The following is a 20113-nucleotide window of genomic DNA, read 5'->3' on the forward strand; positions in this document are numbered from 1 at the left end:
AAAAGGAGAGCTTCTTTGCTCTCCTAATAATTAGTTGAATGTTTTTTTAAACCATTAGCTTAGGTTAATTGTCACAACGTCACTAATGTGCTCGTCATCAAGCGCAGGCTGTTTTGGGATATCTGGCTTATCAAGGGCGATATCGCCACCATCAATTACATCACCTGTTTGCAGGTCTTTAAAATTGAATAAGTCTTTATCAGCTAAGTGCGACGGCACGACGTTTTGCATTGCCGTGAAAATGCTTTCAATACGACCCGGATGCTGTTTATTCCACTCAGCAAGCATGGCTTTTGTGTGTTTACGCTGCAAGTTTTCCTGAGAGCCACATAAGTTACATGGAATAATAGGGAATTCCATACGCTCTGCGTATTTTTCGATATCGACTTCTTTACAATATGCCAGTGGGCGAATCACCATATGCTCGCCGTTATCGCTCATTAATTTAGCGGGCATACTTTTTAATTTACCGCCGTAGAACATATTTAAGAACAACGTCTCTATCATATCATCGCGGTGGTGACCAAGGGCAATTTTAGTCGCGCCCATTTCTTTCGCTGTACGGTATAAAATACCGCGACGAAGGCGTGAGCACAGCGAACAGGTTGTTTTACCTTCAGGAATAATATCGGTAACAATGCTGTAGGTGTCTTCTTCAACTATTTTGTATTCAATACCGAGTTTATCTAAGTATTCGGGTAAAACGTGCTCAGGAAACCCTGGTTGCTTTTGGTCTAAGTTAATGGCGAACAAATCAAACTTAACCGGTGCGACACGTTGTAGATGCTGTAATGTATCTAATAGGGTGTAGCTGTCTTTGCCGCCTGATAAACAGACCATGATACGATCGCCATCTTCGATCATATTAAAATCCATAACGGCTTGGCCGGTTAATCGACGTAAGCGTTTTTGTAACTTATTAAAGTTATATTGCGCTTTAGCTTCTGCTGAGTGAGACACTACGCCCCCTTATAAATACATGGGTAAAATAAAGGGGCGTATTATATTTGAAGCGCGGGTAAACAACAATTATTTGTTTCCCGCAACGATGAGAATTATTTTGCTAAAGGGCTCACGTAGCCATCTGGTTTTAGAGCCAATACGTCGCAATCTAGGCTATCAATTACATGCTCAGCTGTATTACCAACCAATGCAGCACTTAAACCGGTGCGGCCTACAGTGCCAATAACCACAAGCTCGCTGTTAAGTTTTGCAGCAACATCAGGGATCACATCTTCAGGAAGACCTTCTTCAATGTGGCATTGTGCTTCATCAATTTGAAAACTTTTTGCTAGTTCTAAGGTTGATTCAAAATGATGCTTTTTAACCGATTCGTTGTATACACCCGGGTTAAACTCAGGAATTTCGATAGCAATATTTACCGGTGTAGCAGGGTAGGCATTCACTAAATTAAGCTGCGCATTAGCAAGGTCACAAATAAAGCGTGCATCATTGATAATACGTTTGTTCAGCGCAAGGTGTTGCTCATTTTCACTGACTGCATTTACTGCTGCGAGTATGTTGCCATGTGCAGGCCACTCTTTTTCTTTAACTAATAACACCGGTGCAGGGCACTTACGAATGAGGTGCCAATCAGTCGGTGTAAAAATCACTGATTTAAGGGTGTCATGCTGATGTGTGCCTTTAACCACAAGATCATAACCGTCATTGATCACCGTATTAATAATGGCTTCGTAAGGGCGATTGTGCCAAACAACACAACTATCAATTGATAATTCAGGGTAAAGGGCGATTTGTTCATTTAACCAGACTTGACGGTCTTTGATGACAGCTTCGCGCATGGCTTCACGCTCATCAGAAGAAAGCATTGTGGTCATTTCGTAGGAGAAGTCATAAATACTAAGAAAAGCAGTGATGGTTGCGCCTGACTTTTTGGCTAGGTCAATTGAGCGGCTTAAACTATGCTGCTGTTCCTTGGTGGGATCTATTACTGCTAAAATTCGTTTTATTGCGTCCATATGCTGCTCCTTAACTGTTCTGCAAAAAGGTATACCTTGAGTGTAACCTAAATTCTGAGCAGTTAAAGGGGCAAGCAATAGAAAGTTGCGCTATATCAAACTCTATTTACATTTAATCGCGGCTGTTGAAGCAAGCGCCTGTTGATCTAAAATGGTAATAAATTTACCTTCAACTTTGATAATGTCGGCTTTTTGAAAGCGGCTTAGCAAGCGGCTAATTGTCTCGACAGTTAAACCAAGATAATTACCTATTTCGCCACGAGTCATTGTAAGACGGAACTCTTTACGCGAAAAACCACGTTCACCAAATCGTTCTGCAAGGTTGTAAATAAAGCTGGCTAAACGCTCTTCTGCTGATTTCTTATTAAGCAGTAACAACATTTCTTGGTCGTAATTAATTTCGTTACTCATCAAGCGCATAATTTGTTGGCGTAACTTTGGTAGTTTACCTGCCAATTCATCTAATGTATCGAATGGAATTTCGCATACCATTGATGTTTCAAGCGCTTGCGAAAAACTTTGATGAGACATTTTATTGATAGCATCAAAGCCAACGAGATCACCGGCTAAATGAAAGCCTGTGATTTGCTCATCACCTTGCTCCGAAAGCGTATAAGACTTAAATGAACCTGAGCGAACTGCATAAATTGCATTTAGCTTTTCACCCGACTCAAATAAAAAGTCGCCTTTGTGAAGAGGCTTTTTACGCTCGATAATCTCATCAAGACGATCCATTTCTTGGCCGTTAAGCGAAAATGGTAAACACAGCTGACTAATACTGCAATTATTACAGCTAATAGTGCATAAGCCTTTTGACTTGTTTTGTGAAAAGTCCATACATCAAATCCATTCTAATAAGTTAACAACTCGTAAGGTTAATGAACGAGCCTGTCAGTTGCTATAATTAATAAGTATACACCGTACCATATTATTACGCTTCCTAGAATAACCCTAGTCCAAACATGGTTTAAAAAAACGTTTATTTTTTGACTTGCGAGGCCAACACTGACCATCGCTGGAAATGTGCCTAGGGCAAAAAATAGCATAACCCCTGCACCATGAAGCGCAGAAGGGCTCGTCAGGGCCCATGTCAGTGCAGAGTACACTAATCCACACGGCAGCCAACCCCAAAGCGCACCATAAAGCAGGGCTTTAGGGGTTGTATTAACCGGCAATAAATAGCGATTTAATTTTGCTAAATGTTGCCACACGAGCGTTTTTCCAAGTTTTTCTAACCACTGTAATGTGGCAGCCAAACGCATAATATAGATGCCTACAAGTAGCATAAAAATGCCACTCAAAAATGATAAAGCGAGGGCGATACTGGTGTTCTGTGCTGCAAAGCGACTGCTGATACCCGCGACTAAAGCACCCGCTAACATATAACTCAGCGCGCGCCCTACATTGTAGGCAACAGAAAAGCTCACAGCACGATTTTTGTCGGCGGCAAGCTGTAAGCTACTTGCAATGCCACCACACATCGCTAAGCAATGGCCACTGCCAAGTAACCCCATAACAAATGCACTAATGAAAAGGGGATCAATCATTACTTTTGTTGTGCTGCTCTTTGTCATCTTCAAACAGGATACTGTGGCCCTGTTTATTTAAATCTGAGAATTGTTCACTTTTTACAGCCCAAAAAAATACACCAATAGCGATTATTACAAACAAAATCGCAATCGGGATTAACATGTAAATGATACTCATAGTTTTAATAACCTTAATGAGTTGGTAATAACCAAAATGGAGCTTGCAGACATGCCAATAACAGCCATCCAAGGCGCAACGAGCCCCAATGCTGCTAAAGGTAAAATCGAACCATTGTAAATAAGTGATAACGCCAAGTTTTGTTTCACAATTCTGCGCGTTTTTTTCGAGACGCTAAGCAGATGCTCAATGGCGCTTAAATCACTATTGAGTAATACCACATCGGCACTGTTTTTGGAAATATCTGCCCCAGTTTCCATCGCAATTGATAAGTGTGCACTTGCAAAAACTGGACTGTCATTAACGCCGTCTCCAACCATAGCAACCACAGCACCTTTACTTGCAAGGGCATCAACATGCGTTTGCTTATCTTGTGGGCTGCAGCCAGCGTGAACAGTGTCGAGATTTAGTTGTTTAGCCAATCGCTCCCCACTGTTTGAGGCATCCCCAGTTAACATATGGCACTTTATGTGTTGCGCATGAAGGTTTTTAATGAGTTTATCGGCATTATTACGCAAACTATCCGATAGGTAGAAGCGTGCAACAATCTGTTTGTTTACATATAAAGTGGCTTGGGCGTCTGCTTTATCGGTTTCAAACCAGCCACTTTTACCAATCGCAAAGTGCTCATTATTAAGGTTAGCAGTGATACCTTTGCCTGGTTCAATAGTGACATTTTCGAACGGATTGACGCTATTGTTAAACCCTGCAAAGGCATTGGCAATCGGGTGCTCGGAAAAGCTCTCTAGCTGAGCAGCAAGAGTTAATGCTTCAGCTTCTGAGTACGTATTATCTATTAACTCAATGCGCTCAATTGTAAAACGACCTTGTGTGAGTGTGCCTGTTTTATCAAAGGCGATATCACTTAGTTGAGGGAGTGTCTCTAAGACGTGGGCTTGTTTTATTAATATACCGCGTTTAGTTAAGCTTGCCACGGCGCAAGTGAGTGCCGTAGGAATCGCTAAGCTGAGCGCACACGGGCAGGTTGCAACCAATACAGAAATGGTGATCCAAAATGCATGTTCAGGATCAACTTGATACCAGCCAATAGCGGTGATTGAGGCAAAAAGCAATAAGCATGCGACAAACCATTGTGCCACTTTATCCGTTATCTCAACAAGTCGTGGACGCTTAGTTAGGGCTGTATGTTGCAATTTTATAATTTGATTAATAAGGGTGTTTTGGCCAATTTTATTAATCTCAATGCTGATCACGCCATCGTGGTTAATGGTGCCAGCAAATACTTGATGATTAACAAATTTATTAACGGGTTGATGCTCGCCTGTCATCATCGCTTCATCGACCGTTGTTTTACCTTTAATAACTATCCCGTCAGCGGGGATTGTTTCACCAGCTTTTATAAGTACCACGTCGCCCAGTTTGAGTTTTTTAGCGGCAATGATTGATTCTTGATGGGTGTTATCAATAATGCGTGCGGTAAGCGGGAGTAGTTTTTGTAGGTTTGCTGTGAATTCGCTGGCTTTTAATCGTGCTCTGAACTCTAAATACTTACCCAACAATAATAGAAAGGTAAACATACAGATTGATTCAAAATACACTTCGCCAACCGACATTATGGTTGCATAACAACTTGCGCCATACGCGCCAAAAATAGCCAAAGAGACGGGTAAGTCCATATTCAGCTGTTTTGCTCTTAATCCATTAATTGCATTCGTTAAGAAGGGTAATGCACTGTAAAGAATAACCGGCGAAGCAAGTACGAGGCTTATCCAGCGAAAGTATTGTTCAAAATTTTCTTCCATGCCAGAAAACATGCCAAAGTACATTGCAAAAGCAAACATCATTACCTGCATAGTCATCAGGCCGGCGACACCTAAGCGGCGAATATAGGCCTTTGCAGCTTGTTGCTTTTGGCTGGCTTCTAAGTCGGCTTGAAAGGGGTAGGCTTTGTAACCTATTTCATGTAATGCAGTAATTATTTTACTCAGTGGGGTGACTGATTTATCCCACTGGATCATGGCACGATTTGTTGAGGTATTTACATCTACGCGTCTGATGGCTGACAAATTAAGTAGCTGCTTTTCAATAAGCCAAGCACAGGCGGCACAGGTAATCCCTTCAACGGTCAGTAAAACCTCAGATAACTCTTGGGAGGTGGCAATAAACTCATCTTGAATATCTTCGTTATCGTAACTTTTTATAAGCTCTAATTGCTCTGGAACAAGTCTTTCAACTTTCCCAGAGCGAACAGTTCTAAACTTATAGTAATCGGTCATGCCTTGGGCAACGATATTCTCGGCCACTGTTTGGCAGCCAATACAACACATAGGCTGTGCCTTCCCATCTATTACGACAGTTGCATTAAAGCCTTTTGGCACACTTTCAAGACAATGAAAGCAATTATCAGACATGAGCGTTAACTACTTATATTCAGGGCTAATCGAAATTGTTTTAGCTGTTGGAAGAATAATGTCTTCTTTTAGTTTCCAACTGTTATCGACAGGTTCAATAAATACGGTATACGCACCATCAACATGAGCATCGAGCAGGGCTGTAAAGTCACCATGAGCATTTTTCATCAAGCTTACATCAAAGTCGTTAGCTTTAATGGTGCGATGATAAAATGACATTTTTAAAGAATGAACATTACTGGCATCACCTTTAGTAAAAACAAACGTGACTTTGTCATCAGCAACGTTTAAATCACCATGTAAATAAAGCGCTTTGGCTTTATTAAATTTACTAAGCTCTAAATTGATTGCTTTTCCTTTTTTATAATAATCATCAACAACCATGTCAGGTCCGTTGCCTATTGCCATATAGATAAGACCCGCACAACCGATGATAGCGGCAAGTGGAAAAGAGATTAAAAACCATGGCCAGAAATTTTTATACCAAGGAGTGGGATTCATAGTACTTACTACCTCAAAAAACGTTGTACGCATTTTATCGGATCTAAAAGCAAAAGACTAAAAAAAAGCCTCCAGATGGAGGCTTTTTTGATCTTAATTAATCTATTGAATTAAAAGATTAATTGTATATACATTTTATTAACCGCGCAGTTATTTTTCTTGTGACAGACTGTAAACGTACGCTGTTAAAAGATGTACTTTGTCTTCACCAAGAATGTCTTTCCATGCTGGCATCACACCTGCACGACCATTTCTCAGTGTTTCTTCAACAGCACGTTTAGAACCACCGTATAACCAGATATTGTCGGTTAGGTTAGGCGCACCAAACGGTAAGTTGTGAGCAACCGAACCTTTGCCGTCAGCACCGTGACACGCAGCACACATTGCAAATTTAGCAGCACCAGCTTCAGCGTCTTTTTGGTTAACTGTACGACCCGAAAGGCTCAGTACGTGAGCAGTCATTTCTTTAATGCCTTGCTCGCCAAGTGCATCACCCCAAGGTGGCATTGCTGCAACACGGCCGTAAAGAAGCGTTTCTTTAATTTTGTCTGGTGAACCACCGTATAACCAATCGTTATCCGTTAGGTTAGGGAAGCCTTGACCACCACGCGCATCTGAACCATGGCATTGAGCACAGTTTTGAGAGAATAAACGTTGACCAATCTCAAGCGCTTTTTCATCTTTTACAAGTGATTCAATGTCTTGTTTCGCGAACGACTCAAAGATTGGGCCAAAACGCTCATCTGCTGCAATAAACTCTTGGTCTAATTGAACGTTTACACCATTGGCTAACGCTTCTTCAGTAGCCTTTTTAGACTCTTCTAAAGACGTAATACCTTGGTTTGAACTTGTCCATTTACCTAAACCTTCCCAGTTACCTAAACCCGGGTAAGCAGCTAAGTAATAAACTGACCAAACGAATGTTGCAAAGAACATGTAAGTCCACCATTTTGGTAGTGGGTTATTCAGCTCTTCAATGCCATCAAATTCGTGACCACAGCTTTCGCCTTCTTTAACACCTGTGTAGTTTTTTAAGTTCCACAGAAGTAGGCCGAAGATGATAGCAAGACACGCAAGGGTTAATACAATAACCCATATACTCCAAAAGCTAGTCATTTCTCAGACTCCTTTTCCTCGTTAGAGATTGTGTTGTTGTGTTTTTTTTCATCTTCAAATATGGCATTAGCTGCGTCATCAAAACGACGTTTGCTACGCTTACTATATGCCCATACAACAATCACAATAAACAGTACCAAAATTACCAGAGTTAAAATGCCTCTGTATGTTCCGTAATCCATAATAATTACTTCAAGTGTGTGCCAAGCTGTTGTAAGTAAGCAATTAGAGCTTGCATCTCAGTTGCGCCTTCACCATTGTTCATGGCTTCAATTTTCGCAATGTCAGCTTGTAACTCTTCATCGCTTCCATAACCTTTACCGTCGTAACGGGTGCTTGCTTTATCAATTCCGAAGCTATCACGGAATATTTGAAGCTTTTTAAGAGTATGGGTCGTATCGACTCTGTTTTCGTCTAACCAAGGAAACGCTGGCATATTTGATTCTGGAACCACAGCACGTGGGTCCATTAAATGCGCATGATGCCAATCGTCTGAGTAACGCTCACCAACACGTGCTAGGTCTGGACCAGTACGTTTAGAACCCCATTGGAATGGGTGATCCCATACTGATTCACCAGCAACAGAGTAGTGACCATAACGCTCAACCTCGTCACGGAAAGGGCGAATCATTTGTGAGTGACAGTTGTAACAACCTTCACGTACATAAATATCACGACCTTCCATTTCTAAAGCTGTAAGAGGACGTAGGCCATCAACAGGCTTAGTCGTATCATCTTGGAACATCAACGGTGTAATTTCTACAAGTGCACCGAAGCTGATCGCAAAGACAGTCAAGATAGCCATAAGGCCAACATTTTTTTCGACTATTTCATGTTTGTTTTGTGAATTATTATTGCTCATCATCCTACTCCGTTATGCTAATTGTGCGTCAGCGTCTAATTGAAGCGAATCTTTCTTCGCAGCAATTGTACGGTAAACGTTGTAAGCCATAATTAGCATGCCCGTCACGATGAATACACCGCCAAGGAAACGCATGATGTAGAACGGATACGATGCTTCTAGTGATTGTACAAAGCTGTACATTAACGTACCGTCTGAGTTTACTGCACGCCACATAAGACCTTGCATTACACCTGAAATCCACATTGCTACGATGTATAGAACAACCCCTACAGTGTGTAACCAGAAGTGTGTATTAACCAGTTTAACACTGTACATACGACCCTGAGAGAATAGTGCAGGGATTAAGTGATAAATTGCACCGATTGAAATCATCGCAACCCAACCTAGCGCACCTGAGTGAACGTGACCTACTGTCCAGTCTGTGTAATGTGAAAGTGCATTAACAGACTTAATAGCCATCATTGGACCTTCAAACGTAGACATACCGTAGAAAGACAGTGAAACAACTAAGAAGCGAAGTACTGGGTCAGTACGAAGTTTGTGCCATGCACCTGATAACGTCATGATACCGTTAATCATACCACCCCATGATGGGACGAATAAGATAACTGACATAACCATACCTAAGCTTTGCGTCCAGTCTGGAAGCGCAGTGTAGTGAAGGTGGTGAGGACCTGCCCAGATGTATAAAGAAACAAGCGCCCAGAAGTGAACAACCGATAGACGGTAAGAATATACAGGGCGACCTGCTTGTTTTGGTACGAAGTAGTACATCATACCTAAGAAACCAGCAGTTAATAAGAAGCCAACAGCGTTATGACCGTACCACCACTGAACCATCGCATCTACTGCACCCGCATAAATAGAGTATGATTTAGTGAGTGACACTGGAATTGCCATGCTGTTTACAATGTGTAATACGGCAACAGTGATAATGAAACCAGCATAGAACCAGTTTGCAACATAAATGTGCGATACTTTACGTTTGATTAGCGTACCAAAGAATACAACGGCGTAGGTTACCCAAACTACCGCGATAAGAATATCAATTGGCCATTCAAGTTCTGCGTATTCTTTTGAGCTCGTGATACCTAACGGTAAGGTAATCGCGGCAAGTACGATAACAAGTTGCCAACCCCAAAAGGTAAAGGCCGCTAGTTTATCTGAGAAAAGACGCGTTTGACACGTACGTTGTACGACGTAATAAGACGTCGCAAAAAGTGCACTTGTACCAAATGCGAAAATTACTGCGTTCGTATGTAACGGACGTAGTCGAGAGTAAGTTAACCATGGTGTATCAAAGTTAAGTGCTGGCCAAGCTAATTGGGCAGCAATCAGAACCCCAACACTCATGCCAACGATGCCCCAAATCACTGTCATAATAGCGAATTGGCGTACAACTTTATAATTGTACTCAGTTTGTGATGCTACTGTTTGGCTCATTTTCTGGCTTCCGCTGCAATTAATGCGTTTTAGAAATGAATTACCCACTTAGTAATAAGTGGGGCCTACTATTACTTCACAAGCGTGTTACCCAAAGCTAGCTGTAGATGATAGCTTCAGAAAACAAACTCGAGAAACCCTTATTTTGCGATGGAAATGATAAAATTTTTGACCTTAAAAAGATAGGTCAATTGCATAAAATTATGACATCAATCAAATTTTCCCGCTTTGTTGGTTATTTTTTGTCAGTCATTGTATTTTTATTAACTTATTCTACTTAGCCTAGTTGTTTTTCATAGACGAGCGGACTAGTATCCGCTTTTATTTTATACAGGTAAGTTGAGTGCGAACTACAATAACCAGCTACATTTTGTTTTTGAGTGTTTTCATAGTTGCTTGTGACAGGCAAAGTATAGATGAGCCACAGACAAGTGCAACGTGCGAAAAAAATACACATTGTCAGTTTGCGAACGGTGTGGAAATTTGGTTGCCCAATTCAGTCATTAGCCCAGAAACTCCCTTTTCAATTAACCTTAAATTACCTCCAAATGCGTATAACGTTTCGGCAAAACTAGAAGGGGTTACGATGTATATGGGGTATATCCCTTTACAGTTTACCCAAAAAGGCAGTTATTGGTCGGCCCAGACGATGGTAGGAGTGTGCTCCGAACCTGTGATGACTTGGAAAATGACAGTCGTTTTTACCGATACGCAAAACCGTCAACAGAGTGTTTTTTATTACTTTGACTCTCGCCATGCTGTGTAAATAAGGTTGAGCATTAACAGCCTCCTCATTGCCTTATAATAGGTAATAGCTTTTTACGTTTGCCACTTATCTTGAATAACACGCTCTCACTGCTTTTTTGCATGGAAATTTAATCCGTGTGAACAAAATACAAAAACCATCCTCTAATACCTTGTTTAAAAGCTAACTTTGCCAATTTAGTTATTTTTTGTGAATAACTATGGTTAGCAGACATATTGACCTATTACGGTTTTTATAACGTTGTGTGATCAACTTGTAAAATTTTCATTTAAAGACAAATATCCATCACAGTTACACTTGATTACAAAGTGTGTGTAATTGATTTCAATCGTGTTTTTTTTGTTTTAAACATTTTGTACCTGTTTGTTTTGTATTGGTTTTTTATTGTTAACATTGATACATAGTGAAACCTTATTACCTTAAATGGGTACGTAATTTTTGGGGTGTTTTTTATTTAATCTAACATTCAGTTTTTGTTCAGTTAACTGCGCCTAAGTTGCCCTCCGCTGACTCGTGATTCTAATAATAACGAGCGCTACCTAACTAAAGGTAAATTTCCAACAAGTAGGGTTTCACATGAAAAAATCAATTCTTGGTTTAGCTGTTGTTTCAGCAATCCCAATGTTCTCAAGCATGCAAGTATTAGCTGCTGATAATGCAGCAGAGTCTATTGAAAAAATTCAAGTTACGGGTTCTCGCATTAAGCGTTCTGACATGGAAAACGCAAGCCCAGTAACAATTATCGGCGCAGACGATATTAAAGCGATGGGTGCAACAAGCATCGATAGCGTACTACAAAAAATGACTGCCACTGGCGGTGCGATGACTAACCCAGGTATCAACAATGGTTCTGGTGGTAATGCACGTATCGATTTACGTGGTCTAGGTAGCAGCCGTACATTGGTTCTTGTTAACGGTCGCCGTATGATTGCATCGGGTACTGGTGCAGCTTCTACTGTTGACTTAAACACAATTCCTGTATCAATGATTAAATCAGTTGAAGTGCTTAAAGATGGTGCTTCTGCAGTTTATGGTACTGATGCGGTAGCAGGTGTTGTTAACATCATTCTTAAAGATGATTTTGAAGGCCTAGACATGAACGCAAATACTGCGATCACTGGCGAAGGCGATGCAACAGAAAACTCAGTTGACTTCACTGTTGGTACATCATTCGATAAAGGTAATATCGTAATCGGTATGCAGTACACTGACCGTGGTAAAGCATCTCAAGCTGACCGTAGCTTCTCTGAGTGTCCACTAGCTGAAGGCAGCAATGGTCTTTACTGTACTGGTTCATCTTACAACGAAGGTGGTCACATCTGGAATGGTAACGGTGAGAAAGGTCTAACGGTTAATGCTAAAGGTGAAGATACACCAGTATCTCTTATCGACGACAGCGGTGTAACGGGCCGTGGTGGTGAATATCACCGTTATGGCAATGCTGATGCATATAACTACTCACCAGCAAGCTACCTTTATACGCCAATGGAGCGTTTAAACCTGACTGGTTTAGCAACTTATGAATTATCAGATAATACATCTCTATTCACTGAGTTCACTTACACGAAGCGTTGGTCAGAGCAACAAATGGCACCACAGCCAGTATGGTTTGACTTTGAATACACTGAAAACATGGGTAATTCACTTCTTAGCCAAAGCTATGATCAACGTGTTGATCTAGATGGTGACGGTTACTTAGATAAAAATGCTGATGGCAGCTACGTGACTCAAGAAATGAACTACAAATATGGCGACAAGATCTCTTACGGTCGTCGTATGTCTGACACCGGTGCTCGTTTCTTCGAACAGTCTGTAGATACAGTTCGTGCTGTTGTTGGTGCACAAGGTTTTGTAGGCGACTACTCATGGGATGTATCTGCTAACTTCGGTCGTAACGACTCTGTAGATAAGCTAAGCAACCTTCACAACATGGGTGCTATCCAAGATCAAATTACTGCGGGTACTTTTAACCCATTAGACCAAGCAGCATGGGTATCTGAAGATTTCCGTAAAAATGTTTACACAGAAGTAAACAATGGTGGTAGCCAATTATTCATCCTAGCAGCATCAGTATCTGGTGAAATGTTTGAAATGCCAGCAGGTTATGCTGCATTCGCTGCAGGTGTTGAGCGCCGTCAAGAGAAAGCATGGTACACACCAGACTCTCTAACAGCACAAGGTCTTGCAAATGACCCTATGGTTGAGCCGACAGCAGGCGGTTTTGATGTAAATGAAGCATATATTGAATTTGCATTACCACTACTAGCTGATGCACCATTTGCACAAAATGTTGAACTAAGCGCAGCAATCCGTGCGTTTGATTACAGCACATTCGGTTCAGATGAAACATGGAAACTAGGTTTAACATGGAAAGCAAACGATGAATTAATGCTACGTAGCGTTGTGTCAACTGCGTTCCGTGCACCAACTGTATCAGAGCTTTACTCAGGTAACTCACCATCGTTTGAACAGATCACTTTCCCGGGTGCTCAGGACCAAGCTGAAGTAACTGTTGGTGGTAACTCTCTACTTACTCCAGAAGAAGCTGATACGTTCACTGCTGGTATCGTGTACGAGCCAGAGTGGTTTGAAGGCTTCAGCATGACACTTGATTACTACAAAATTGAAATTGAGAATGCGATTGCGTCAGTTAATGAGCAATACATTGTTGATCAGTGTTTAGCAACGTCTGACAATGCTAATACAGTGCTATGTCAATCAGCGAATATCAGCATGGATAGCACGGGTCGTGTTAAATTCAACAACCAATTACAAAACATTGGTTCTGAGAAGACTTCTGGTATCGACTTAAACCTAACTTACAGCTTTGAAGCTGCAGGTCTTAACTGGAAAGCGGGTCTAGATACTACTTACCTAGACGAGTACGTTGTAACAGTACTTGATGATACGACTGATTACGCGGGTCTTATCACTTCTGGTTCTGGTGGCTACGCTGATATCAAGTCTAACTTTACATTATCAGCACGTGGCGAAAGCTGGGATGCAACATACAAGGCACGTTATATCGCAGGAATGGATAGCTACCTATGTAAAAGTGATCCATCAAGCTGTTTAGCACCTACAACACCATCAGTTGTTTATCATGACATCAGTGGTTCATACTTACTATCTGATACAGTGACTCTATCTGCAGGTGTTAATAACTTGTTCGATAAAGAGCCACCTTACTACACAGGTAACAATGACTCAAACACTGACCCGTACACATACGATGTACTAGGTCGTCGTTTCCACGCTGGTGTGAACGTTAAGTTCTAATCTAGTTTGAAATGATTATTAAGGTCCGGTTTTTACTGGGCCTTTTTTATTGTCTGAAAAGCTATCTCGGCGTAAACTTACAGTGTAAAAGTAAACAACGAGGTGATATTGCTTAAACAAGACGAAAACCTATCTTTTATTATCGAACCTGAGCTAAGTCCCCGCGCAGAGCAGCGTCTCGATCTGTATTTTTCTATTCCAAATGAAATGAGTGTCAACCCGCAAACACTCAGTGAAGAAGCGTACTTTAACAACCACTTTAAGTCGCACCTAGCTTACAATGCGAACAATATTCACTTGCCACTGGTGCGAAGTCGGTTTGTGAGTAAAAACAAAGGTGAGCAACAAGATTATAGGCAAAACCTAAATTTATATTGTTATCAGGTTCGTCTAGCACTCAATGCAGATATTAAAGACACCCTAAAACATAACGAAGCTGACGAGTTTTATCCAGCGGCGATGGAGTTGTGTGAGCAAACTGAAGGGTTACTTAAAAAACTACGTCGTTATACCCCAGATGATGAAAAGTTGCTGCCATTTTATAAAAATGCCGATAACTATTTAAGCTGGCATGTTGAACAATCATTTTTAAAGTTATTAGACGAAGGGCCGCGCAGTAGCGATTTTGCAAAAGAGCGTGGTGAGTTGCTCGATTTCTGTAAAGCAGAAAACAGCTACCGAGAAGAACAAGAGTATAATTCGCAATCAACCCTTGAAGATGCAAACCGCATTACAAATAAAATGCGTTTATTACAACGCTTAATTGAGCATGGCGTTATCTTAAATCGCACCACACGTCATCTTAATAGTTATCTAAAGCGAATGGTTAAAGGCACTGTCACTGCCGTTATAATGGCTTTTGTGATGCTGGTTGTACTTAATGCACGCTCAACCTTTACTGAAGTAACAGCGACATTAATTTTGATTTTAGGGGTGATCTACGGGCTGCGTGAAATATTTAAAGAAGATATAACCCGTGTTATTTGGCGTGCCATTGTGAGAGGCCGGCCGAAATGGCGTTTTCAGTTTAAGAACAGTATTACAAAAGACAGGATCGCCAGTCAGTACATCTGGCTCGAATACACCTCGTTAAAGCGGATCCCAAAAAAAGTGCGTCAGATATTTTCTAAGCGTCGCCATCAAAACAAACAAGCAGCACAATGGTTACACTTTGCCAGTGAAACACACGTCAATGCAAAAGAGTTTTTGCCCGGGTATGATACGTTGCAACAAACTGTCAGCTTTAGCTTAGCGCCGTTTGCGCGTTACTTAAAACGTGGTGAGGGAAAACTCTATCATCTCGACAGTAATAAAATATCAAAGCAGGCAGTTGAGAGGCGTTACCAATTAAATTTGGTGTTAGTTTTTTCAGAAAATGAGCACGAAACTAGGTATGAACGCTACAAAATTACGTTAAATCGCAGCAAAATTATTAATATAGAGCTGATCCACAGTCAATTAGATAAGAGTGAGTAGGGTGGCTATATGCCACCCTTACAGGATTATTTAGCGTCTAAACCTGTTTTACTATAAAGCGATACTTTATCTGAAACTAAAGTGATTTCGATATTTTTATCATTATCACCCCAGATACAGTTCGTATGCAGTGTTTTCTCTTCGCACTTATCAGCCGAGCCTAAGATAGCTTCAACTTCTGCTTTATCCATACCGATTTTTATTTTTTCATAGTTCTCAAGGTTTACTTTAGAGCAGCCTGCTAATGTTAACACTGCAGCGGCAGCAGCAATTGCCATGTATTTTTTCATAATAGATTCCATTAATGGTTGTAGCGTCTTATTTGCACGATCATGCCCATACGAGGATGATCGAAATAATGTATTTCGTTGCTGATCACACGCTTAAATTGTGAAAAGCGGGCTTTTTCATAATCACCGGTTTCTAAACGCTGACTAATATCAAAATCAGCATTTATAAAAAGGTAATGACGAACGTAAATTTTCATTAAACCATCTAATTCCCAATCAGGCGTTTGTTGCAAACTCTCTGGAATATATTGCTCTGATGGAGTTACTAGGCTAATAAAGTCATTGTTATCTGGTTCAATAGCAGGTGAACTTGCTGCTAAATGTTTGCCTGCAAATAACCGAATACTTTGAGCGCGTGATTCACTCATTTCAGGAAAACGCCAACCGGTGTGTAATAACGGTGTTAAACCTTTTCTATCAAGCTGGTTTTTCTGTTCAGTAAATTGCAGTTGATCAGGCGCCATTAAATAAATTTCGTCGGTGTCTTCACGTGGTTCGACAGGGGGAGAGACTGGTAATTCGTTGTAGCTTGCTAAAAAATCAACGCTGTCGTCACAGACATTCGAATATGGGTTTGAATTAATCAATTCATCAGTAAATGACTGTGAACGAAAACGACTATCACCGTTAATACAAGCTTGTTTAGCGTGCGCTTTGTAGACAGGTGATAATAAGTCTTTCGAACGTTTTGCATTGATTTCATCATGTTTTAACGAGAAATCTTCTTGTAAGTAGGGCGCAGGACGTTGTTTATAAATAAGCACTTCTATTTCGAACCAGCGTGCTGCAAACGATGAGCTTGTAAATAAGCAACAAAGTAAAATAAAACTATTTCTAAACAACATTAATGGCTAACCTTTTTTTCGAAATCTGCAATCATTGCAGTGACCATTTTCAAGCGTTCACGAGGGTTCGCCTCGCTGATCGCAAAACGCAATTTATTTGCGCCGTCCATTTTATATATATGCGGAGCACTTTGTATCAAACCTATAATGAAGCTAGGGTTAACCTTTGTATGCTGGCTAAACTCAAAATAGCCGCCTTTCGGGTTTGCTTCAATCTTTTTGATGCCAATATTGCTGGCTTGCAATTTCAGTTGTTGCAAACTAAATAAGTTTTTCGTGGCATCTGGGAGTAAACCAAATCGGTCTATTAACTCGACCTGTAGCTCGTCCATGTCATTGAGATTAGCACAGCTTGCGATGCGTTTATAGATTCCTAAGCGTGCATTTACATCATGAATATAATCATCCGGTAATAAGGCTGGCAGTTTTAAATCAACCTCAGTCTGTTGACCTAGCAGGTTCTCCAGTGTTGGCTCTTTGCCTTCTTTTAGTGCGTTAACGGCTTGCTCAAGCATTTCCATATAAAGGCTAAAACCGATGCTCTGCATTTGCCCTGATTGATCATCACCGAGTAGCTCACCCGCGCCACGAATTTCTAAATCATGCGTCGCTAACGCAAAGCCTGCGCCTAAATCTTCTAAAGACTCGATGGCCTCAAGGCGTTTTACTGCATCTTTGGTTAATGACTTTGGATTGCCTGTTAATAAATACGCGTACGCTTGGTGGTGACTTCGACCAACGCGGCCGCGAAGCTGATGCAGCTGAGCTAGGCCAAGCTTGTCGGCTCTATCCATTATGATGGTATTTGCAGTCGGAACATCAATGCCGGTTTCAATGATTGTTGTACACACAATCACATTGTATTTTTGGTGATAAAAATCACTCATGATTTGCTCAAGCTCGCGTTCACGCATTTGGCCGTGTGCAGTGGTAACGCTTGCTTCTGGTACCCACTCAGTAATTTCTTCAGCAACACGGTCGATAGTTTCAACATTATTGTGTAAGAAATAAACTTGGCCGCCGCGCTTAATTTCACGCAGAATAGCTTCGCGAATGAGCTCAGCATCACGTTGTCTTACAAAGGTTTTAACAGCCAATCGTTTAGCCGGTGGTGTGGCGATAATCGATAAGTCGCGCATGCCGCTCATTGCCATATTCAGTGTACGCGGAATCGGGGTGGCGGTGAGGGTTAAAATGTCGACATCGGCGCGCAGTGCTTTTATTTTTTCTTTTTGACGAACACCAAAGCGATGTTCTTCATCAACGATTAATAAGCCTAAGTCTTTAAATTTAATGTCTTGCTGAATTAATTTGTGAGTACCTATGACAATATCTAGCTTGCCTTCGGCCATTTTATCCAATGTTTCTTTTTGCTCTTTTGTCGAATTAAAACGCGATAAAACACCGACTTCTATTGGCAAATCAGCGAAGCGATCTTTAAAGTTTTCAAAATGTTGCTGTGCAAGTAACGTGGTCGGGACTAGCACGGCGACTTGCTTGTTATCATTTACGGCAACAAAGGCAGCGCGCATGGCGACTTCTGTTTTACCAAAACCCACATCACCACACACTAATCGGTCCATAGCCTGTTTACTTTGCATATCGCCCAGTACAGCTTCGATGGCGTTGCGTTGGTCGTCTGTTTCTTCAAATGGAAAGCTGTCGCTAAATTGGCGATAAGCACTGCCGTCAAGCTTAAACATATTGCCAGGTTTAGCTTGGCGTTTTGCGTAAATATCTAACAGCTCAGCAGCGACATCGCGTACTTTTTCGGCGGCGCGTTTTTTCGCTTTTTCCCATGCATCTGAACCCAGTTTATGAAGTGGGGCACTTGCTTCCTCTCCACCTGAATAACGGCTCAACATATGAAGTGCAGAAACGGGCACATAGAGTTTGGCTTCGTTTGCGTAGATGATCGTAACAAACTCGGTAATCACCCCCGCAGCATCAATGGTTTCAAGACCTTGATAACGACCCACACCGTGATCAAGGTGCACAATTGGTTGACCTTGACGCAGTTCTGCCAGATTGCGAATTAATGCATCTTGGCTTGCTTCGTATTTATGTTTTCGGCGTCTGCGCTGAGACACCTTAATACCTAATAACTCTTGCTCTGTAATGATGGTTAAACGGGGTTTACCATCCAGTACCACACTTTGCTCAAGGGGCGAGACGATTAAACCCACATCACTAGAGCTTTGGGTAAAGTCGGTGAATGAATTAAATTCTTTAAACTTTAAACCACTTGGTTTTAACAGTGTCAGCAGCGATTCACGTCGTCCGTCAGACTCTACAGACAGTAGCACACGGCCTTTTTGTTTTTTTTCACTGGCAACATAGTCAATTAGGCCTTGATACGGCTCATGCAATTTATGATCAATACGTACATTGGGTAAATCGTTGCTGGCTAAATTTGTGTGTCCTGCTTTCGTACCAAGCTTTGCCTGTGATAAACGTATTCGCGCGTAGTGTGCAAACTCACCAAACAGTTCATTGACACTTTGATAAAGTTTTATAGGCTCAAGAAGCGGTCTAAGAGGGTCTACACGGCGGTTTTCATAGCGTACATTTACATCATGCCAAAACTGCTCAGCGGCATGCTCAATATCACCAAAGTGCATGAAAGTGGTATTGTTGGGAAGGTAATCGAAAATTGTCGCTAGTTGATCGAAAAACAGCGGCATGTAATATTCAATCCCCGCAGGCCAAGTGCCTTTGGTTACCTGCATGTAGATAGAATCTTGCTCGGAGCTGGCACCAAATTGTTCACGATAATTAATTCTAAACCGTTCTATATCTGCATCGTTTGTCGGGAATTCGTGGGCCGGTAAGAGCTCTATTTTATCGACTTTTTCATCAGAACGTTGGCTTTCTACGTCAAACAAGCGGATGCTGTCTAGTTCATCGTCAAAAAAGTCTAATCTGAATGGGTGAGGACTCCCCATCGGGTATAAGTCAACAATTGAGCCACGTATTGCATATTCACCATGCTCCATCACTTGTTGAACATGTAAGTAGCCTGCTTGCTCAAGGTTATCACGTAGGGTGTGAGTATCTAGCGTGTCACCCACCGTAAAATTAAGGGTTGAACCATAGATAAATGACGCGGGAGCAGTGCGTAGCATCAAGGTCGACACGGGCACAATTAACACGCTTTGTTGTTCTTTTTTTAAGGTGTTAAGAGTGGCAAGACGCGCAGAGATAATATCCTGATGCGGTGAAAAATGATCATAAGGTAACGTTTCCCAGTCAGGGAAGACCATGACTGGGTTTTCAGGTAATAAAAATTCGAGTTCAGTTTCAAGGCGAAGGGCGCTTGGTGTATCTGGGGTGACAATCACAACAAGTTCGTTATGTTGTTTCACACCTTCGGCTATTGCGATACTCAGCCCGCTGCCGGTTAGTTGTCCCCAATGAATTTTATCTTTCTCAGATTTTACCCAAGGCAATGCTGCCCATTGCGCAAACGCCATT

Annotated in this window: 17 protein-coding genes; 3 read left to right on the top strand and 14 right to left on the bottom strand. The window is 41.5% G+C overall.

Translation table 11 applies throughout. From position 1 onward, the window contains the following. Window positions 1-54 precede the first annotated feature (54 nt). From ttcA to ccoN, 11 genes are all read right to left on the bottom strand, one after another. Window positions 55-960 (bottom strand): tRNA 2-thiocytidine(32) synthetase TtcA, encoded by a 906-nt coding sequence (gene ttcA / locus BWD47_RS04190; RefSeq protein ID WP_065978506.1) that lies wholly within the window; start codon window positions 958-960, stop codon window positions 55-57. A 95-nt stretch (window positions 961-1055) separates the two neighbouring features. After that, window positions 1056-1979 (bottom strand): universal stress protein UspE, encoded by a 924-nt coding sequence (gene uspE, locus BWD47_RS04195; RefSeq protein WP_036967857.1) that lies wholly within the window; start codon window positions 1977-1979, stop codon window positions 1056-1058. A gap of 102 nt (window positions 1980-2081) precedes the next feature. After that, window positions 2082-2816 carry an FNR family transcription factor gene (locus tag BWD47_RS04200; RefSeq protein ID WP_036967860.1) on the bottom strand — a complete coding sequence of 245 codons (735 nt, stop codon included), beginning with the start codon at window positions 2814-2816 and terminating at the stop codon, window positions 2082-2084. Between the two features lie 38 nt (window positions 2817-2854). Further along, a complete protein-coding gene (locus BWD47_RS04205) occupies window positions 2855-3526 on the bottom strand; it encodes a sulfite exporter TauE/SafE family protein (protein WP_036967863.1) in 672 nt (223 codons plus the stop codon). After that, on the bottom strand, window positions 3519-3686 hold the full coding sequence (gene ccoS, locus BWD47_RS04210; RefSeq protein WP_036967866.1) for a cbb3-type cytochrome oxidase assembly protein CcoS: 168 nt from the start codon (window positions 3684-3686) through the stop codon (window positions 3519-3521). The genes BWD47_RS04205 and ccoS overlap by 8 nt, the downstream gene beginning before the upstream one ends. Continuing rightward, window positions 3683-6058: a heavy metal translocating P-type ATPase gene (locus tag BWD47_RS04215; protein ID WP_075593482.1), complete on the bottom strand. Its 2376-nt coding sequence runs from the start codon at window positions 6056-6058 to the stop codon at window positions 3683-3685. Before BWD47_RS04215 ends, ccoS begins: the two co-directional genes overlap by 4 nt. Window positions 6059-6067: 9 nt before the next feature. Next, on the bottom strand, window positions 6068-6559 hold the full coding sequence (locus BWD47_RS04220) for a FixH family protein (protein ID WP_036967874.1): 492 nt from the start codon (window positions 6557-6559) through the stop codon (window positions 6068-6070). Window positions 6560-6709: 150 nt separating this feature from the next. Beyond that, window positions 6710-7675: a cytochrome-c oxidase, cbb3-type subunit III gene (gene ccoP / locus BWD47_RS04225; RefSeq protein WP_065978503.1), complete on the bottom strand. Its 966-nt coding sequence runs from the start codon at window positions 7673-7675 to the stop codon at window positions 6710-6712. Continuing rightward, window positions 7672-7857 (bottom strand): cbb3-type cytochrome c oxidase subunit 3, encoded by a 186-nt coding sequence (locus BWD47_RS04230; RefSeq protein ID WP_010373992.1) that lies wholly within the window; start codon window positions 7855-7857, stop codon window positions 7672-7674. The genes ccoP and BWD47_RS04230 overlap by 4 nt, the downstream gene beginning before the upstream one ends. Before the next feature lie 5 nt (window positions 7858-7862). After that, a complete protein-coding gene (gene ccoO, locus BWD47_RS04235) occupies window positions 7863-8537 on the bottom strand; it encodes a cytochrome-c oxidase, cbb3-type subunit II (RefSeq protein WP_036967880.1) in 675 nt (224 codons plus the stop codon). A 12-nt stretch (window positions 8538-8549) separates the two neighbouring features. Continuing rightward, on the bottom strand, window positions 8550-9983 hold the full coding sequence (gene ccoN / locus BWD47_RS04240; protein ID WP_036967883.1) for a cytochrome-c oxidase, cbb3-type subunit I: 1434 nt from the start codon (window positions 9981-9983) through the stop codon (window positions 8550-8552). A gap of 343 nt (window positions 9984-10326) precedes the next feature. Here ccoN and BWD47_RS04245 point away from each other — a divergent pair, with 343 nt between their 5' ends. The 3 genes from BWD47_RS04245 (at window position 10327) to BWD47_RS04255 (ending at window position 15504) form a co-directional block, all read left to right on the top strand. Then, a complete protein-coding gene (locus BWD47_RS04245) occupies window positions 10327-10749 on the top strand; it encodes a hypothetical protein (RefSeq protein WP_083633632.1) in 423 nt (140 codons plus the stop codon). Window positions 10750-11325: 576 nt separating this feature from the next. Beyond that, entirely contained in the window at window positions 11326-14028 is a 2703-nt protein-coding gene (locus tag BWD47_RS04250; RefSeq protein ID WP_075593483.1) for a TonB-dependent receptor, read from the top strand. Window positions 14029-14136: 108 nt separating this feature from the next. After that, window positions 14137-15504 (top strand): hypothetical protein, encoded by a 1368-nt coding sequence (locus BWD47_RS04255; protein ID WP_075593484.1) that lies wholly within the window; start codon window positions 14137-14139, stop codon window positions 15502-15504. A gap of 26 nt (window positions 15505-15530) precedes the next feature. Here BWD47_RS04255 and BWD47_RS04260 read toward each other — a convergent pair whose 3' ends face one another. The 3 genes from BWD47_RS04260 to mfd are packed head-to-tail and all read right to left on the bottom strand — an operon-like array spanning window position 15531 to window position 20112. Then, window positions 15531-15794: a lipoprotein gene (locus BWD47_RS04260; RefSeq protein WP_036967891.1), complete on the bottom strand. Its 264-nt coding sequence runs from the start codon at window positions 15792-15794 to the stop codon at window positions 15531-15533. Between the two features lie 11 nt (window positions 15795-15805). Continuing rightward, window positions 15806-16639: a peptidoglycan binding protein CsiV gene (locus BWD47_RS04265; RefSeq protein ID WP_075593485.1), complete on the bottom strand. Its 834-nt coding sequence runs from the start codon at window positions 16637-16639 to the stop codon at window positions 15806-15808. Beyond that, a complete protein-coding gene (mfd, locus tag BWD47_RS04270; RefSeq protein ID WP_075593486.1) occupies window positions 16639-20112 on the bottom strand; it encodes a transcription-repair coupling factor in 3474 nt (1157 codons plus the stop codon). Before mfd ends, BWD47_RS04265 begins: the two co-directional genes overlap by 1 nt. Between the last annotated feature and the right edge of the window lies 1 nt (window position 20113).

It is taken from the genome of Pseudoalteromonas sp. PAB 2.2 (assembly GCF_001938575.1).
GTDB classification, from domain to species: Bacteria; Pseudomonadota; Gammaproteobacteria; order Enterobacterales; family Alteromonadaceae; genus Pseudoalteromonas; species Pseudoalteromonas lipolytica.

What these genes read in the sequence shown, in the direction of transcription:
- uspE (WP_036967857.1), bottom strand. Translation starts at nt 1,979, where the DNA reads ATGGACGCAATAAAACGAATTTTAGCAGTAATAGATCCCACCAAGGAA.
- BWD47_RS04200 (WP_036967860.1), bottom strand. Translation starts at nt 2,816, where the DNA reads ATGGACTTTTCACAAAACAAGTCAAAAGGCTTATGCACTATTAGCTGT.
- BWD47_RS04205 (WP_036967863.1), bottom strand. Translation starts at nt 3,526, where the DNA reads ATGATTGATCCCCTTTTCATTAGTGCATTTGTTATGGGGTTACTTGGC.
- ccoS (WP_036967866.1), bottom strand. Translation starts at nt 3,686, where the DNA reads ATGAGTATCATTTACATGTTAATCCCGATTGCGATTTTGTTTGTAATA.
- BWD47_RS04215 (WP_075593482.1), bottom strand. Translation starts at nt 6,058, where the DNA reads ATGTCTGATAATTGCTTTCATTGTCTTGAAAGTGTGCCAAAAGGCTTT.
- BWD47_RS04220 (WP_036967874.1), bottom strand. Translation starts at nt 6,559, where the DNA reads ATGAATCCCACTCCTTGGTATAAAAATTTCTGGCCATGGTTTTTAATC.
- ccoP (WP_065978503.1), bottom strand. Translation starts at nt 7,675, where the DNA reads ATGACTAGCTTTTGGAGTATATGGGTTATTGTATTAACCCTTGCGTGT.
- BWD47_RS04230 (WP_010373992.1), bottom strand. Translation starts at nt 7,857, where the DNA reads ATGGATTACGGAACATACAGAGGCATTTTAACTCTGGTAATTTTGGTA.
- ccoO (WP_036967880.1), bottom strand. Translation starts at nt 8,537, where the DNA reads ATGAGCAATAATAATTCACAAAACAAACATGAAATAGTCGAAAAAAAT.
- ccoN (WP_036967883.1), bottom strand. Translation starts at nt 9,983, where the DNA reads ATGAGCCAAACAGTAGCATCACAAACTGAGTACAATTATAAAGTTGTA.
- BWD47_RS04250 (WP_075593483.1), top strand. Translation starts at nt 11,326, where the DNA reads ATGAAAAAATCAATTCTTGGTTTAGCTGTTGTTTCAGCAATCCCAATG.
- BWD47_RS04260 (WP_036967891.1), bottom strand. Translation starts at nt 15,794, where the DNA reads ATGAAAAAATACATGGCAATTGCTGCTGCCGCTGCAGTGTTAACATTA.
- BWD47_RS04265 (WP_075593485.1), bottom strand. Translation starts at nt 16,639, where the DNA reads ATGTTGTTTAGAAATAGTTTTATTTTACTTTGTTGCTTATTTACAAGC.
- mfd (WP_075593486.1), bottom strand. Translation starts at nt 20,112, where the DNA reads ATGGCGTTTGCGCAATGGGCAGCATTGCCTTGGGTAAAATCTGAGAAA.